11 protein-coding genes are annotated in these 14,606 nt (G+C 70.8%); 8 read left to right on the plus strand and 3 right to left on the minus strand.

Annotated features, from left to right (window positions below; all coding sequences use genetic code 11):
• Positions 1 to 201 precede the first annotated feature (201 nt).
• Entirely contained in the window at positions 202 to 1,161 is a 960-nt protein-coding gene (locus A6A25_RS17315) for a hypothetical protein (protein ID WP_073891305.1), read from the minus strand.
• A gap of 139 nt (positions 1,162 to 1,300) precedes the next feature.
• On the opposite strand from A6A25_RS17315, the gene A6A25_RS17320 reads away from it, so the two are divergent.
• The 7 genes from A6A25_RS17320 (at position 1,301) to secA (ending at position 11,632) form a co-directional block, all read left to right on the plus strand.
• On the plus strand, positions 1,301 to 1,942 hold the full coding sequence (locus A6A25_RS17320) for a dTMP kinase (RefSeq protein WP_073891307.1): 642 nt from the start codon (positions 1,301 to 1,303) through the stop codon (positions 1,940 to 1,942).
• A 185-nt stretch (positions 1,943 to 2,127) separates the two neighbouring features.
• Entirely contained in the window at positions 2,128 to 2,805 is a 678-nt protein-coding gene (gene mtrA, locus A6A25_RS17325) for an MtrAB system response regulator MtrA (protein WP_015104936.1), read from the plus strand.
• Between the two features lie 170 nt (positions 2,806 to 2,975).
• Entirely contained in the window at positions 2,976 to 4,682 is a 1,707-nt protein-coding gene (gene mtrB, locus A6A25_RS17330; RefSeq protein ID WP_241828765.1) for an MtrAB system histidine kinase MtrB, read from the plus strand.
• On the plus strand, positions 4,679 to 6,409 hold the full coding sequence (locus tag A6A25_RS17335) for an LpqB family beta-propeller domain-containing protein (protein ID WP_073891309.1): 1,731 nt from the start codon (positions 4,679 to 4,681) through the stop codon (positions 6,407 to 6,409). The genes mtrB and A6A25_RS17335 overlap by 4 nt, the downstream gene beginning before the upstream one ends.
• A 44-nt stretch (positions 6,410 to 6,453) precedes the next feature.
• Positions 6,454 to 7,131 carry a ComF family protein gene (locus A6A25_RS17340; protein ID WP_338013211.1) on the plus strand — a complete coding sequence of 226 codons (678 nt, stop codon included), beginning with the start codon at positions 6,454 to 6,456 and terminating at the stop codon, positions 7,129 to 7,131.
• Between the two features lie 430 nt (positions 7,132 to 7,561).
• Positions 7,562 to 8,254 (plus strand): ribosome hibernation-promoting factor, HPF/YfiA family, encoded by a 693-nt coding sequence (hpf, locus tag A6A25_RS17345; RefSeq protein WP_073891311.1) that lies wholly within the window; start codon positions 7,562 to 7,564, stop codon positions 8,252 to 8,254.
• A 504-nt stretch (positions 8,255 to 8,758) separates the two neighbouring features.
• The gene (secA, locus tag A6A25_RS17350; protein WP_073891313.1) at positions 8,759 to 11,632 is read left to right on the plus strand and encodes a preprotein translocase subunit SecA; all 2,874 of its coding nucleotides are present in this window, start codon (positions 8,759 to 8,761) and stop codon (positions 11,630 to 11,632) included.
• 1,039 nt (positions 11,633 to 12,671) lie between these two features.
• Here secA and A6A25_RS46835 read toward each other — a convergent pair.
• Positions 12,672 to 13,061, minus strand: coding sequence for an Rv3235 family protein (locus A6A25_RS46835; protein ID WP_380735348.1), 390 nt, complete (start codon positions 13,059 to 13,061; stop codon positions 12,672 to 12,674).
• Positions 13,062 to 13,118: 57 nt separating this feature from the next.
• Here A6A25_RS46835 and A6A25_RS17355 point away from each other — a divergent pair, with 57 nt between their 5' ends.
• Positions 13,119 to 13,529, plus strand: a complete 411-nt coding sequence (locus A6A25_RS17355) for an HAD-IA family hydrolase (protein WP_073891315.1) — start codon at positions 13,119 to 13,121, stop codon at positions 13,527 to 13,529.
• A 292-nt stretch (positions 13,530 to 13,821) separates the two neighbouring features.
• Here A6A25_RS17355 and A6A25_RS17360 read toward each other — a convergent pair whose 3' ends face one another.
• Entirely contained in the window at positions 13,822 to 14,568 is a 747-nt protein-coding gene (locus A6A25_RS17360) for a TrmH family RNA methyltransferase (RefSeq protein ID WP_380735351.1), read from the minus strand.
• Positions 14,569 to 14,606: the final 38 nt, after the last annotated feature.

Genomic DNA, 14,606 nt, shown 5'->3' on the forward strand with positions numbered 1-14,606 from the left:
CGAGTACATCGACGTGGACGTCGAGGGCCCCTACAAGCCCGAGCACTACCGCTACTGAGTTGTTGGCCCCGCCTCCGGCGGGGCGGCGAGTTCGCCATGAAGTCGGCAGTTCGAGGCCGATCCCGCGACGATCGAAAAGCGTGATCGCCGCGGGATGGGCCTCGACCTACCGACGCGAACTCGCGGGGTGGGGGCGTTGCGCTACGTCCACTCGACGCTGATCCCGGCCACGCCGGGCCCGATGTCCTCGAAGTAGGCGCTGGCGAACCCGCCCAGCCCGCACACCAGCTCCTCCAGGTCCACCGGCACGGCCTCGGCGTCCACCCGGAACTGCTTGGTGCACCGCGCGGGCAGGGCGCGGCGGTTGAACGCCAGTTGCAGCAGGTACCCGCGGCACGGTTCGCGGAACGCCCGCCGGTGCCCCGGCGTCGGCCCACCTGTGTCGTCCACCACGGTGAAGCTGAACACGTGCTCCTCGCCCTCGGCGAGCCTGCGGTCGAACAGCAGCTCGAACGCCAGCCCGCGGGTGGCCGGCTGCCTGCGCAGCCGTCCCAGCCGGCAGCCCTCGCCCGGCCGCACGAGCGCGTTGTCGATCAGGCACCCCTGGTCGCCCTGGTGCACGGCCAGGTACCGGTCCGGCCCGGCCTTCGCCGCGCGCACCACCATCCGCGTGCTGATCGACCGCTGCTCGCGTTCCGGCCCGATCAGCACGGTGTCGTGCACGGACAGCACCTCGATGTCGGTGTTCGCGCCGACATCGGTGACGGCCTCGAACTCCGACAGCACCGGCACCGGCGACACCCAGCCGCTCGGTCTGGGCGGCCGGGGCGGCGGCCGGTTGCCGACCAGCGACACCAGCGACTCCGGCGGCAGCTTCAGCACGGTCTCCAGCGCGCGCACGGTGGCGATGGCGCGGGGCACTTCGGGGTGCCGCAGGCCGCGCTGCCAGTAGCTCAGGGTGGACTGCCCGACCTGGACGCCGAGCTGCTCCAGGTGCGCCCGCAGCCGGGCCAGGGACAGGCCGCGGTGCGCGATGGCGTCGTGCAGGGCGCGGTGGAACGGCCCGTAGCGCAGGGTCTCGGCGAGACCGCCGGGCAGGCTCCCGGGCAGGTGGGCGGCCTGCTCGTCAACCGGTGTGGCGTGCCCGGAATCCGCGGTCACCGCGGCACCACCCTTCGCGCAACCGGAAATGGGGTTCACCGTAGTCACTCAATCTGGTGACGCAAAGGATCTCTCGTCACCCGACTGGGCGATGTCATGCGGCCGATCGTGAGCGAGCACCGCCCCTTAGGGTGTTCTCGTGGGAAAACTCGTCGTGATCGAGGGCTTGGACGGCGCGGGCAAGCGCACCCTGGCCAAGGCGTTGACCGACGCGCTGGAGGCGCGTGGCGCGAAGTTCGCCACCGGCGCGTTCCCGCGCTACGACGAGGACGTGCACGCCGACCTGGTGCGCGACGCGCTGCACGGCAGGCTGGGTGACCTGACGGAGTCGGTGTACGGCATGTCGGTGCTCTACGCGCTGGACCGGCGTGGCGCGGCCGACCGGATCCGGGCCGACCTGGACCGGTACGACGTGGTGCTGCTCGACCGGTACATCGCGTCCAACGCGGCTTACGGCGCGGCCAGGCTGCACCAGGAAGCGGACGGCGAGTTCGTCGAGTGGCTGCGGTCGCTGGAGGTGGACCGCTTCGGGTTGCCGATCCCGGACCTGCACCTGCTGTTGCGCGTGCCCGCGGGGGTGGCCGCGGACCGGGCGGCCCACCGCGAGGCGGAAGAGGCCAGGGGACGGGACCTGTACGAGTCGGACGGTGGCCTGCAGGCTCGCTGCGCCGCCGTCTACGACGGGCTGGCCGCGGCCGGGTGGCTCTCGCCGTGGGAGGTGCTGGACGGCACCGCTGACCTGCGGGTCGAGTCGATCCTCGACCGGTGGTTCACCCATTAGTGTAAGAAGGTAACAAAACGTCACCACTGCGCCGATGAGTCGCTGAGGATTCCCGTTCAGCGAGACGAGGTGGGCTCGTGGACCGGCGGCAGAGACTGGCTACGGAGTGGACGCGCGCGGCGACCAGCAGCGATGACCGCTGGGCGGTGCGTGGGCTCCCGGCCACTAGTGGGACGATGTTGGGTATGAAGGCACGCGTGCTCGTCGTGGACGACGACCCCGCTCTGGCGGAGATGCTGACCATCGTGCTGCGGGGCGAGGGCTTCGACACCGCTGTGGTGGCCGACGGCGCCCGCGCGCTGCCCGCGCTGCGCGAGTTGAAGCCCGACCTGGTCCTGCTGGACCTGATGCTGCCCGGCATGAACGGCATCGACGTCTGCAAGGCGATCCGGTCCGAGTCGGGCGTCCCGATCGTGATGCTGACCGCGAAGAGCGACACGGTGGACGTGGTGCTCGGCCTGGAGTCCGGTGCGGACGACTACGTGGTCAAGCCGTTCAAGCCGAAGGAGCTGGTGGCCCGCATCCGCGCCCGCCTGCGCCGCACCGAGGCCGAGCCCGCCGAGGTGCTGCAGATCGGCGACCTGACCATCGACGTGCCCGGCCACGAGGTGCTGCGCGAGGGCAAGCCGATCCAGCTCACGCCGCTGGAGTTCGACCTGCTCGTGGCGCTGGCCCGCAAGCCGCGCCAGGTGTTCACCCGCGAGGTGCTGCTGGAGCAGGTGTGGGGCTACCGGCACGCGGCGGACACCCGGCTGGTGAACGTCCACGTGCAGCGGCTGCGGTCGAAGGTCGAGCGCGACCCGGAGCACCCCGAGGTGGTGCTGACCGTGCGCGGCGTGGGTTACAAGGCCGGCCCTCCGTGACAGGGCGCCACCCCGGACGACCCCGCGAGGTCGCGTCGGTCGTTCGTGACTCATCCTCCGGCGACCACGCTCTTCGATCGTCGGAGGATCAGTCGCGAACGACCGACTTCCAGGCGACCGGGCCTCGCGACGCCGGAGGTGGCGCAATCCGACGCCGTTTCGACCCCGTGGTGCGCGAGATCCGCCGCGGGGTGGAACGCGCGCGTCGCCAGGCGATCGCGTTCGGCGAGCTGTGGCGCCGCTCGCTGCAGCTGCGCGTCGTGGTCAGCACGCTGGCGCTGTCGTCGGCCGTGGTGTTCGTGCTGGGCATGGTGCTCCAGGTGCAGATCACCGGCCAGCTGCTGGAGACCAAGATCGACGCGGCGGTCCGGCAGACCGAGGCCAGCGCGGCGGCGATCGCACCCGACCTGGCGGGCCTCAACCCCGGCCCGGACAGCGTCAAGACCCGGTTCACCACCGCCCTGAACAAGATCAACACGTCGGGTGTCGACCTCGACCCGACCAGTTCCGGCGCGGGCGCGTTCGAGCCGGTGCTCCGCGACCCCGTCGGCACCGGCTCCGACGGCCTGCCGGTCGCCGTCGGCCAGTACTGGGACGTGCCCGACGGGCTGTTCAAGATGCTCGAACGGGGCAGCGCCGGCTACCAGATCACCACCGTGGAACGCGAGGCCGGACCCACCACGCTGCTCGTCGTCGGCAAACCGGTGAACAGCTCCGCCCGGCCCATGCACCTGTACCTGCTGTTCCCGCTGACCAGCGAGCAGGCCACCGCGGACGTCGTGCAGAGCACCCTGGTCGTCGGCGGCGTGGTGCTGCTCCTGCTGCTCGCGCTGATCGCGAACCTGGTCACCCGGCAGGTCGTGCGACCCGTGCGACAGGCCGCCGAGATCGCCGAGCGGTTCGCCGAGGGCAGCCTGGACCAGCGCATGCCCGTGGTCGGCGAGGACGACGTGGCGCGGCTGGCCGAGTCGTACAACGAGATGGCCGCCAGCATCCAGCGCCAGATCCACCAGCTGGAGGAGTTCGGCCAGCTGCAACGCCGCTTCACCTCCGACGTCTCGCACGAGCTGCGCACACCGCTGACGACCGTGCGGATGGCCGCGGACGTGCTGCACGCCTCGCGCGAGCAGTTCCCCGGCGGTCTGGCCCGCTCGACCGAGCTGCTGGTGGACGAGCTGGACCGGTTCGAGTCGCTGCTCGGCGACCTGCTGGAGATCAGCAGGCTGGACGCGGGCGTCGAGGAGCTGGCCGCCGAGCTGGTCGACATCCGCGTGCTGGCCAGGCGCGCCCACGACGCGGTGCGCGCCATCGCCAACAGCAGCGGCACCACGATCGTGATGGACCTGCCCGACCACGAGGTCACCGCGGAGCTGGACTCGCGCCGGGTCGAGCGGATCCTGCGCAACCTGCTGGCCAACGCCATCGACCACGGCGAGGGCATGCCGGTCGAGCTGACCCTGCGCGGTGACGGCGAGGCGGTCGCGGTGACCGTCCGGGACCACGGCGTCGGCCTGCGGGCCGGCGAGGCGGACCTGGTGTTCAACCGGTTCTGGCGCGCCGATCCGTCCCGCAACCGCCGCACCGGCGGCACCGGCCTCGGCCTGTCGATCAGCCTGGAGGACGCCCGGCTGCACGGCGGCTGGCTGCAGGCGTGGGGCGAACGCGGCCTCGGCGCGGTGTTCCGGCTCACCCTGCCGTGCCGGCTCGGCCACGAGCTGACCTCCAGCCCGTTGCCGCTGGAGCCGCCCGACCTGCCGCCGGTGGTCGAGCCTGAGCCGGACGCGCCCGAGCCGGTCGAGGAGGTCGAGCTGACCGAGGAGGAGATCACGTGGCAGCCCGCGCAACCGGTCACCGGCGAACGCGAGGAGGTCCGGTGAGGCTGCTCGTCGTGCTGCTGGGCGTGCTCGTGGCCGCGGGCTGCGCCGCGATACCCACCGAGACCTCGCCGATCGCGGTCAACCCGTCGGCGGGCAACGCCAGCGCGGCCGCCGCGCCCGAGCCGGTCGACGACATCGACCCGTTGACGCTGGTCCGGGAGTTCGTCAACGCCTCCGCCAACCCCGAGAGCGACTACGCGGCGGCCAAGGCGTACCTGACCGAGGACGCCAAGAAGACCTGGAACACCAAGGGCGCGCCGACGATCATCGACACGACGTTCAACACCGTGCCGACACCGGGCGTGACGGCGGACGACAAGCACCGCACGGTGCTGCTCCAAGGCCGCAACGTCGGCCGCCTGCAGCTGGAGGACAACTCGTTCATCCAGCTCATCGGCCCTCTCGACACCGCGATCGGGATCGAGCGCGACGCCGACGGCCAGTGGCGCATCTCCTCGCCGCCGGACGGCGTCTACGTGCCGCTGGGCGGGTTCCAGCAGAACTACCGGCGCGTGACGCTGTTCTTCTACAGCCTGGACTTTAGCGTGCTGGTGCCCGACCCGCGGTGGGTCGTCATCGCGCCGTCCACGTCGATCCCGAGCCGGGTGACGAGCCTGCTGCTCAAGGGCCCTTCGGTCGGCATGCGCGGCGCGGTGACCACGGCCATCCCGAACGGGGCGACGCAGCGCCGCAACACCTCCGAGGCCAACGACGGCGCGTTGGAAGTCGACCTCACCAAGGTCGGTGACATCACCGTGCAGGTCGGCAAGCAGATCGTCGCGCAGGTGGTGAAGTCGCTCGCCGGCGTCACCAGCAGCCGCATCCGGGTGATGGTCGAGGGCCAGCCGGTCAACGACGAGCAGCACGAGTGGCGGCCCGCGGACGTGCAGACCGGCGAGGAGTTGACCACGCCGAACGCCGACCTGACCGGCATGCTGGTCGGCAACGGGCGGGTCAGGCAGGTCAACGGCGACGCGGTGCCCGGCCCCGCGGGCGCGGGCGAGTACCAGGCGTTGAGCGCGGCGCAGTCGCTGGACGGCAGCCGGCTGGCCGTGGTCAGCCGGGTCGGCGACGACGCCGTGCGGCTGCGGGTCGGGCCGGTGCAGGAGCAGCTGGCCGAGGTCGACCTGCGCGCGTCCGCCATGACCAGGCCGACGTGGCTGCTCAGCGGTCGCCAGGGCGAGCCGGGCGTCGAGGTGTGGACGGTCGCCGACGGCGCGAACGTGGTGCGCGTGATCAAGACCGACCGCGGGTGGACGGCGAACGCGGTCAACGCCTCCGAGCTGGCCGAGCTGGGCGGCATCACCGAGCTGAGGCTGTCGCGCGACGGCACCAGGGTGGCGGCCGTGGTGGGCGGGAAGCTCGTGGTGGCGGCCGTGGTGCGGGACCAGGACTCGGCGGTGTCGCTGCGGTCGCCGCGCCACCTGCAGCCGTCCGTGCTGGGCAACAACGCGTTGTCGGTGGACTGGCTGGCGCAGGACGTGCTGGTGGTGAGCACGTCGGTGTCGGCGTACCCGATCGCCAAGGTGAACATCGACGGCGTCCGGGTGGAGCGGTACAACACGTCGAACCTGACCGTCCCGGTGGCCTCGGTGACCGCGGCGCCGGGTCGCAACGTGCTGGCGGTGGACCAGAGCGGGTTGTGGAGCGCGAACGACGTGGGTGACGTGTGGCGTGCGTCGACCACCAAGGTCGACCCGGGCACCCAGGCCTTCTACCCGGGCTGAGGGTCGGGGACGGGGCCGCCCCCATCTTCACCCGATCGTGCAAGGTGCGCACCTCGGCGGAGGGGCCGGTTTTGTCGGTGGTCGCCGGCATCGTCGGGGCCATGCTGATCAACCTGCTGTTCCCGCCCCGTTGCCCCGGCTGCGGCACGTGGGGCGTGCGCCTTTGTGGTCGTTGCCTGGCCCTGTTCGGGATGCCGAAGCGCGTACCCGGTACGGGGCCACCGGTGTTCGCGCTGGCCGGGTACGCGGGCGCGGCGCGTGAGCTGGTGCTCGCGTTCAAGGAGCGCGGGCGTCGTGAGCTGGCGGCCGTGTTCGGGGCGCTGGTCGCCGCCGCGGTGCCCCGGCTGCCCGGCGTGGGGTCCGATCCTTGGCTGGTGCCCGCGCCGTCGCGGGCGTCGGCGGCCCGTGCCCGCGGCGGTTCCCACGTGCTGAGAATGGCACGTGCGTCCGGCTTTTCCGCCGTGCCAGCGCTCGCGTTCGCGAGAGGAGTTCGCGATTCGGCGCGGCTCGACGCGGCGTCCCGGCAGGTGAATCTGGCGGGCCGTGTCCTACTCGTCCCGGATTGCCTGCCACCACCGGGAACACCGGTTGTCCTGCTGGATGACGTGGTGACGACGGGATCGACGGCACGAGCCTGCGTTTCGGTGTTGAAAGCGGCCGGAATGCGGGTACCCGCTGTGCTCACCCTGACCGCCGCACGCAGAACCCACCCACACGGGTGAATCCGTCCGGGAACCTCCCGGGACGCTCGGCCGTTGGCCGGTTATGACGCCCGCGCAGAGGCCGTTCGCCGTAACCACTCTGCCGACGAGCGCCTGTGCCGGTCTCGGCCGTTCGGGTGAGCGGTGGCCGGGGTGGCGATCGAACGCGCCCGCGTGGCGTGCCGCCGGGAGGAGTTTTTCGTCGCTCTGCGTTACGACAAGAAAATCTTGGATCTCCCCCGCCCCGGGGGCTGTCGCAGCGGCGAATACCGGGCTAACGTGCACCGCTATCAGCGTTCCCGGCACGCGGGGAGGAGGCGAACAGCCCATGACCCTGGCGCCGGTGGGGCGCTGAGGGGCCACCCTCAGCGACAAGTCCGCGAAGACGATCGCGGTCCGGCGCCCAAGCGATCCAAAGCCATTGCTCGCAGCAAAGCGAGGGAGGTCGTGTATGGACATCGTCGTTAAGGGCCGCAACGTCGAGGTGCCCGATCACTACCGGGTTCACGTCGCCGAAAAGCTGGCCAGGCTTGAGCGTTACGACCGCAAGGTCATCCGCTTCGACGTGGAACTCTTCCACGAACCGAACCGCAGGCAGTCCAAGAACTGCCAGCGGGTCGAGATCACCGGCAAGGGGCGCGGTCCGGTGATTCGTTCCGAAGCATGTGCGGGCGACTTCTACGCCGCCCTCGACTCCGCGGTGAACAAGCTCGAGAACCGGCTGCGGCGCTCGCATGATCGCAGGCGCGTGCACCACGGGCGACGCGGCCCGACGTCGGTCGCCGAGGCGACCAGCGGACTCGCGGAGTCGCTACCCCTCCGGCCCGACGGCGACGGCGGCCAGGCACAGGGCCTGTGGCTCGGCCACACCGCGGTGCTGGAAGCGACCGAGCCGGAACCCACGCACGAGGGCATGGCGGAAGTGCCCGCGCAGCGCTGGGAAGACGGCATCGAGGACAACCTGCCCGGCCAGATCGTGCGCGAGAAAGAGCACACGGCCAAGCCGATGACCGTCGACCAGGCCCTCTACGAGATGGAACTGGTCGGCCACGACTTCTACCTGTTCTCCGACGCCGACAGCGGCCGTCCGAGCGTGGTCTACCGCCGAAAGGGGTTCGACTACGGCGTGATCAGGTTGGCCTGAGCGCCATCTGACCACGGTCCCCTCACTCGACTTCGCCGCAACCCCCGGCGTCCCGCACGCCGGGGGTTGCGTTGCCCGGACCATTTCCCGCACCCCGCGAACCGTGATCACCGGAAAATCGGTCACGGACCATCGGTGCGACGTCGCGAAATCATCACCTCGAGCACGGTGATCTCCGGCCAAGACCGGTGTTCCCCGTGACGTGGGATTTGTCTCCGAATCGGGCGAGCCGGCAGGCGCCGGACCCCCTACGTCCGTCCGGGTGATGGCCTACCGGTCCCGGTCACGCAACGCGATCTTGACCCCCTGCCAGGGGTGCCGGAACGGGCGCGCCAGAGCCGCCCGCCGAGCCCTTCGAACCGGGTTCCTACCTGTGTCTGTGCACACACCTTCACGACTTGCCTACGATGGCAGGTGGTGAAGGCTCGCCATGGCCGTGGCGAGCCCCTGTGGAAGGCGCCCGTCCCCCGGGCGCGTCGCGATGAGGTAATGAGGTCGACCCGGATGGTGCTGTCCCGACTGCTCCGCGCTGGCGAGGGCAAGATGCTCAAGCGCCTGCGCAACATCGCAGCGCACATCAACAACCTCGAAGACGACGTCGTCGACCTCTCCGATGCGGAGCTGCGCGCGAAGACCGAGGAGTTCCGCAAGCGCTACGCCGACGGCGAGTCCCTGGACGAGCTGCTGCCCGAGGCCTTCGCGGTCGTCCGCGAAGGCGCCAAGCGCACCCTGGGCCAACGCCACTTCGACGTCCAGCTGATGGGCGGCGCGGCGCTGCACCTCGGTCAGATCGCCGAGATGCGCACCGGTGAGGGCAAGACGCTGACCTCCGTGCTGCCCGCCTACCTGAACGCCATCGCGGGCGAGGGCGTGCACGTCGTCACCACCAACGACTACCTGGCCAAACGTGACGCGGAGTGGATGGGCCGCATCCACCGCTTCCTCGGCCTGACCGTCGGCGCGATCCTGTCGGAGATGACGCCCGAGCAGCGCCGCGTCGCCTACAACGCCGACATCACCTACGGCACGAACAACGAGTTCGGCTTCGACTACCTGCGCGACAACATGGCCTGGAGCCGTGACGAGATGGTCCAGCGCGGCCACTTCTTCGCGCTGGTCGACGAGGTCGACTCGATCCTGATCGACGAGGCCCGCACGCCGCTGATCATCTCCGGCCCGGCCGACCAGTCGTCGCGCTGGTACGTCGAGTTCGCGCGGCTGGCCACGAAGATGCGCCGCGACACCCACTACGAGGTGGACGAGCGCAAGCGCACGATCGGCGTCACCGAGGCGGGCGTGCAGTACGTCGAGGACCAGCTCGGCATCGACAACCTGTACGACTCGACCAACACCCCGCTGGTCGGCTACTTCCAGAACGCGATCAAGGCCAAGGAGCTGTTCACCAAGGACAAGGACTACATCGTCCGCAACGGTGAGGTCATGATCGTCGACGAGTTCACCGGCCGCGTGCTGGCGGGTCGTCGTTACAACGAGGGCATGCACCAGGCGATCGAGGCCAAGGAAGGCGTCGAGATCAAGGCGGAGAACCAGACGCTCGCCACGATCACGCTGCAGAACTACTTCCGGCTCTACTCGAAGCTCGGCGGCATGACCGGTACCGCCGAGACCGAGGCGGCCGAGTTCCACCAGACCTACAAGCTCGGCGTGGTGCCGATCCCGACGAACCGCCCGATGCAGCGCAAGGACGAGTCCGACCTGGTCTACAAGACCGAGGAGGCCAAGTTCGAGGCGGTCGCCGAGGACATCGCCGAGCGGCACGAGAAGGGCCAGCCGGTGCTGGTCGGCACGACCAGCGTCGAGCGCTCCGAGTACCTGTCGAAGCTGCTGGTCCGCAAGGGCATCCCGCACGAGGTGCTCAACGCCAAGCACCACGAGCGCGAGGCCCTGATCATCGCCAAGGCCGGCCGCAAGGGCGCCGTCACGGTCGCCACGAACATGGCCGGTCGCGGTACCGACATCGTGCTGGGCGGCAACCCGGACATCATCACCGACCACGAGCTGCGGGAACGCGGCCTGGACCCGGTGGAGAACCCGGAGGAGTACGAGGCCGCCTGGGCGAAGCTGATCGAGGAGATCACCGCCGACGTCAAGTCCGAGGCCGAGGAGGTCCGCGCGGCCGGCGGCCTGTACGTGCTGGGCACCGAGCGGCACGAGTCGCGGCGCATCGACAACCAGCTGCGCGGTCGTTCCGGCCGGCAGGGCGACCCCGGCGAGTCGCGGTTCTACCTGTCGCTGAAGGACGAGCTGATGCGCCGCTTCAACGCGGCGATGGTCGAGACGGTCATGACCCGGCTGAAGGTGCCGGACGACGTGCCGATCGAGCACAAGATGGTCACCCGGGCCATCCGCAGCGCGCAGACGCAGGTCGAGCAGCAGAACTTCGAGATCCGCAAGAACGTCCTCAAGTACGACGAGGTCATGAACGAGCAGCGCAAGGTGATCTACGCCGAGCGCCGCCGCGTGCTCGACGGCGAGGACCTGCGCGACCAGGTTGAGCACATGATCACCAGCGTGGTCGGCGCGTACGTCGACGGCGCGACCGCGGAGGGCTACGCCGAGGACTGGGACCTCGACCAGCTGTGGACGGCGCTCAAGACGCTGTACCCGATCACGCTCGACCCGAAGAGGATCCTTGAAGAGGACGAGGACGTCTCGGCCGAAGCGCTGAAGTCCAAGCTCGAGGCCGACGCCCTGGCCGCGTACGAGGCGCGTGAGGCGGACATCGACGGCCGGGTCGGTCCGGGCGCCATGCGCGAGCTGGAGCGCCGCGTCCTGCTCTCCGTCCTCGACCGCAAGTGGCGCGAGCACCTGTACGAGATGGACTACCTGAAGGAGGGCATCGGCCTGCGGGCGATGGCCCAGCGCGACCCGCTGATCGAGTACCAGCGGGAAGGCTTCGACATGTTCAACGGCATGCTCGAGGCGCTGAAGGAGGAGACGGTCGGCTTCCTGTTCAACCTGCAGGTCGAAGCCGCCGAACCCGAGCCCACCGCCGAGCCGCCGGTCCAGGTCTCGATCGCCAACGGCGGCCCGCTGGCCGGCAGCCGAGCGAGGGCCCGCGCCGCCGCCGCTGCCGCCGCGCAGCAGCAGGCCGACGCCGCCAACCAGGCCCCCGCCGGCCCGGCGCTGGCGCAACTGCAGAGCGGCAACGCCATCCCCCCGGCCCTGCGCGGCAAGGGCCTGGACGGCCGCGCCCAGCAAGGCCTGACCTACACGGGCCCGTCCGAAAGCGGCGACGCCGAAACCACCGGCAACACCGCCCAGCAGGGCGGCCCCCAGCAGGGCGGCACCCGAAAAGAACGCCGCGCCGCCGCCCGCGCCCAGGCCAAGGGCCAACGCAAGGGCCCCCGCCAGTAACCCAACCCCCACCGAGAACCCACCGGAAGCGGGCCACCGACCACCGTCGGCGGCCCGCTTCCGCATTCACCCCACCCTTCCCCCTGGGCGCGCCCTCATCCCGCCGTGCCCGCCCCCACACCGCGACCCGGACCCCTGGCGGCCCACAAACCCACCCCGGCTCCTCCCCGCCCCCGGCATCCGAACCCGGCCCTGCCCGTACCCAAACCCGGCGCCCAGTGGCCCCCGCATCCAACCCGGCTCCTGCCTGCTCCCGGGACCCGAACCCGGCCCTGCCCGTACCCGAACGCGGCGCCCAGTGCCCGCCTCGCACCCCAACCGGCTCCTGCCTGCTCCCGGAACCCGAATCCGGCCCCTGCCTGCACCGAACCCGGCCCGCGGCCACCTCCCCGTGCCACCTCCCTCTGCACCTCCCAAACTGGCGCTCGTCGCCCGCCCCGCACCTGTCCTGACCGAGCACCGAGGGCCCTCCGCGCCGCTCATGTGGGCCGTCCCACGGCCGCCCGCGCGTGCTCACGCCCGCCGCGCCTGGCACCTCGCGACTCGACCGGTCCCTGCCCAACCCCCTGCGGCCCCGGCCAGCCACCCTCGGCTACGTCGCGCGACTCGTCCGACCGCTACCCCGCGCGCACCGGACCGGCCCAGCGTTCCCGGACCCCCGCGTCGCGATGGCGTCCGCCCTCGCCGGCGGTCGTGCTGCGCGTCGCAGCGCGGCCGGCTTCGCGTTCTCCGCCGGTCGGGTTCCGGGGCTGTGGTCGCTGGTCCTGGTGGTGTTGCTGGGGCGCTCGGGGCGGTCGTCGTTTGTGGTGGGTCGTGATTGGCGCCTGGCCGGGTGGGTGGTCCTTTCTGGTGTGTCCTGCGGCGGGAGTCGGGGGGTGCGGCGGGGCGGTGGTTTCGGGTAGTCGGGGTGGTTGCCGGCTCCGTCTTAATCAACCGAGGTACGAGAACAGTGTTTCCGTACATTTTTGGGGAAATGTCACTCGATCGTGTTAGGGGCGGGCGGGCGGGGCCGGGGGTGGGGTGGCCCCGCCCAGGTGGGTTAGGGGAGCAGGTGGAATTCGGTGCAGTGCCAGCGGGAGCCCTGGCGTTCTACGCGGGCGGCGAAGGCGCGGACTTTGGTCGGCATGTGGAGGGTGCCGGCGAGTTCCGCGGCGTCCGGTGACACGTGGCACAGGCGGTAGCGGCCCAGGCGGGTTTGGGTTGGGGTGGCGGCTTCGGTCACGGTGGTCAGGGCGCGTGGGGTGAAGGTTGCAGCTAGCTGGCGGGGTGGGCGTCGGCCGCTCAGAGCCTCTACCAGGGGAAACAGGAAGTGGCGGGCGTCCAGTGGTGTGGCGGGAGGTGGTGGGGTGGGGGAGCTTGGCGGTTCCGGGGACGGGTTGTCGGTGGTGGTGGGCTTCGTGGACGACAGGGTGCGGAGTTGAGGTGGCATGCTGAACCGAGGGCGCACAGCCGGGGTTTCGTACCAAGATCACCCGATGGAGGAACGGTGCGGGGACTGGTTCTCGACTTCGGCGGCGTCCTGACGGACCTCGGTGACGACCACGCGGCCACCGAACCGCCCTTGCTCGCGGCCACGCGCCAAGCCCGCCACCAGGGCATTCTCACCGCCATGCTGTCCAACGCCGACTTCCTGTGGCGTCCGCCGGCGGGCTGGGAGGACCTGTTCGACGTCGTCATCACCTCCGGCGAGGTCGGCATGGCCAAACCGGACCGCCGCATCTACCTGCTCGCCGCCGAACGGCTCGGCCTGCCGACGTGCGACTGCGTCTTCGTGGACGACCTGGCGGTCAATGTCCGGGGCGCCGCGGCGGCCGGAATGGTCGGTGTGCACCACCAGTCGGTGCGATCCACGCTCGAGGAACTGGAAATTCTGCTCCAGGTCCCCCTGCGGAGTTAATCGACCACGAACGGCTACCGCGAAAACACCTGGGCGGTGAATTGCCGCTCACTCCACTTGCTCCGTACGTTCTGAGCGCTGCCGACGAATATCACGCCTGAACAGCACGACCGCGTGCTGCTGTTCCGCATCCGATGCCATACGAGGGGCGCGGGTGCGGGACGTCGAGGGCTGGTCGGGACGGCCCGACGGGTACCGCGTCGGGTGGCTGTGGTGAGCCGCCGATCAGCCGGGTTAGGCAGCGCGGGTGTCGGAGCGGCCCTCCGGCACCCGCGCTGCGCAACCCGAAGCCCTAGGCCGTACGGCGGCGGACCACCTCGAAGCACAGCACGGCCGCCGCACTGGCCACGTTCAGCGACTCCACCCCCGCCGCCATCGGGATCGACAGCCACCCGGTCACGTGCGGCCGCACGTCGTCCGAGATGCCCGCCGTCTCGCTGCCCAGCACGAACGCCGACCGTGCCGGCAACTCCGCCGTGTACACCGACGACCTGGCCTGGGCGTCCAGCGCGAAGACCGGGTACCCGGCGCCCCGCAGCTCGGCCACGGCCTCCGCCGCTGTCGCACACCGCAGCACGGGCGCCCGGAACGCCACCCCGGCCGACGCCTTGACCACCATCGGGTCGATCGACGCCACCCCCCGCCGCGGCACGACGATGCCGTCCATCCCGGCCGCCGTCGCCGTGCGCAGGATCATGCCGACGTTCGCCGGCGTGGTGATCCCGTCGAGCACCAGCACACCTCGCGGCCGCTCGGCCAACCCGACCGACAGCGGACGCATCCGCGGCGCGACGACGTCCGCCAGCACGCCCTGGTCCTGCTTGCCGTTCCCGGCCAGCACCTTGACGCGTTGCGCGGACGCCCGCTGCACCGCGACGCCACGCCGACCGGCCGCGTCCAGGATCTCCCGGGCGGCGGCGCCGCGGGCCGTGTCGGCGAGCACGACCTTGTCGACCTGGAGCCGAGGGTCGTCCAACGCCTCCAGCACGGGCTTGCGGCCGTAGACGGTGACGAACTTGTCCTTGGGTGACACATCCACGGAGCAAGTGTCCTCTACCCGTTCGGGGCTTGTTTTCC

It is taken from the genome of Saccharothrix sp. CB00851, assembly GCF_001905065.1.
Lineage (GTDB): Bacteria > Actinomycetota > Actinomycetes > Mycobacteriales > Pseudonocardiaceae > Actinosynnema.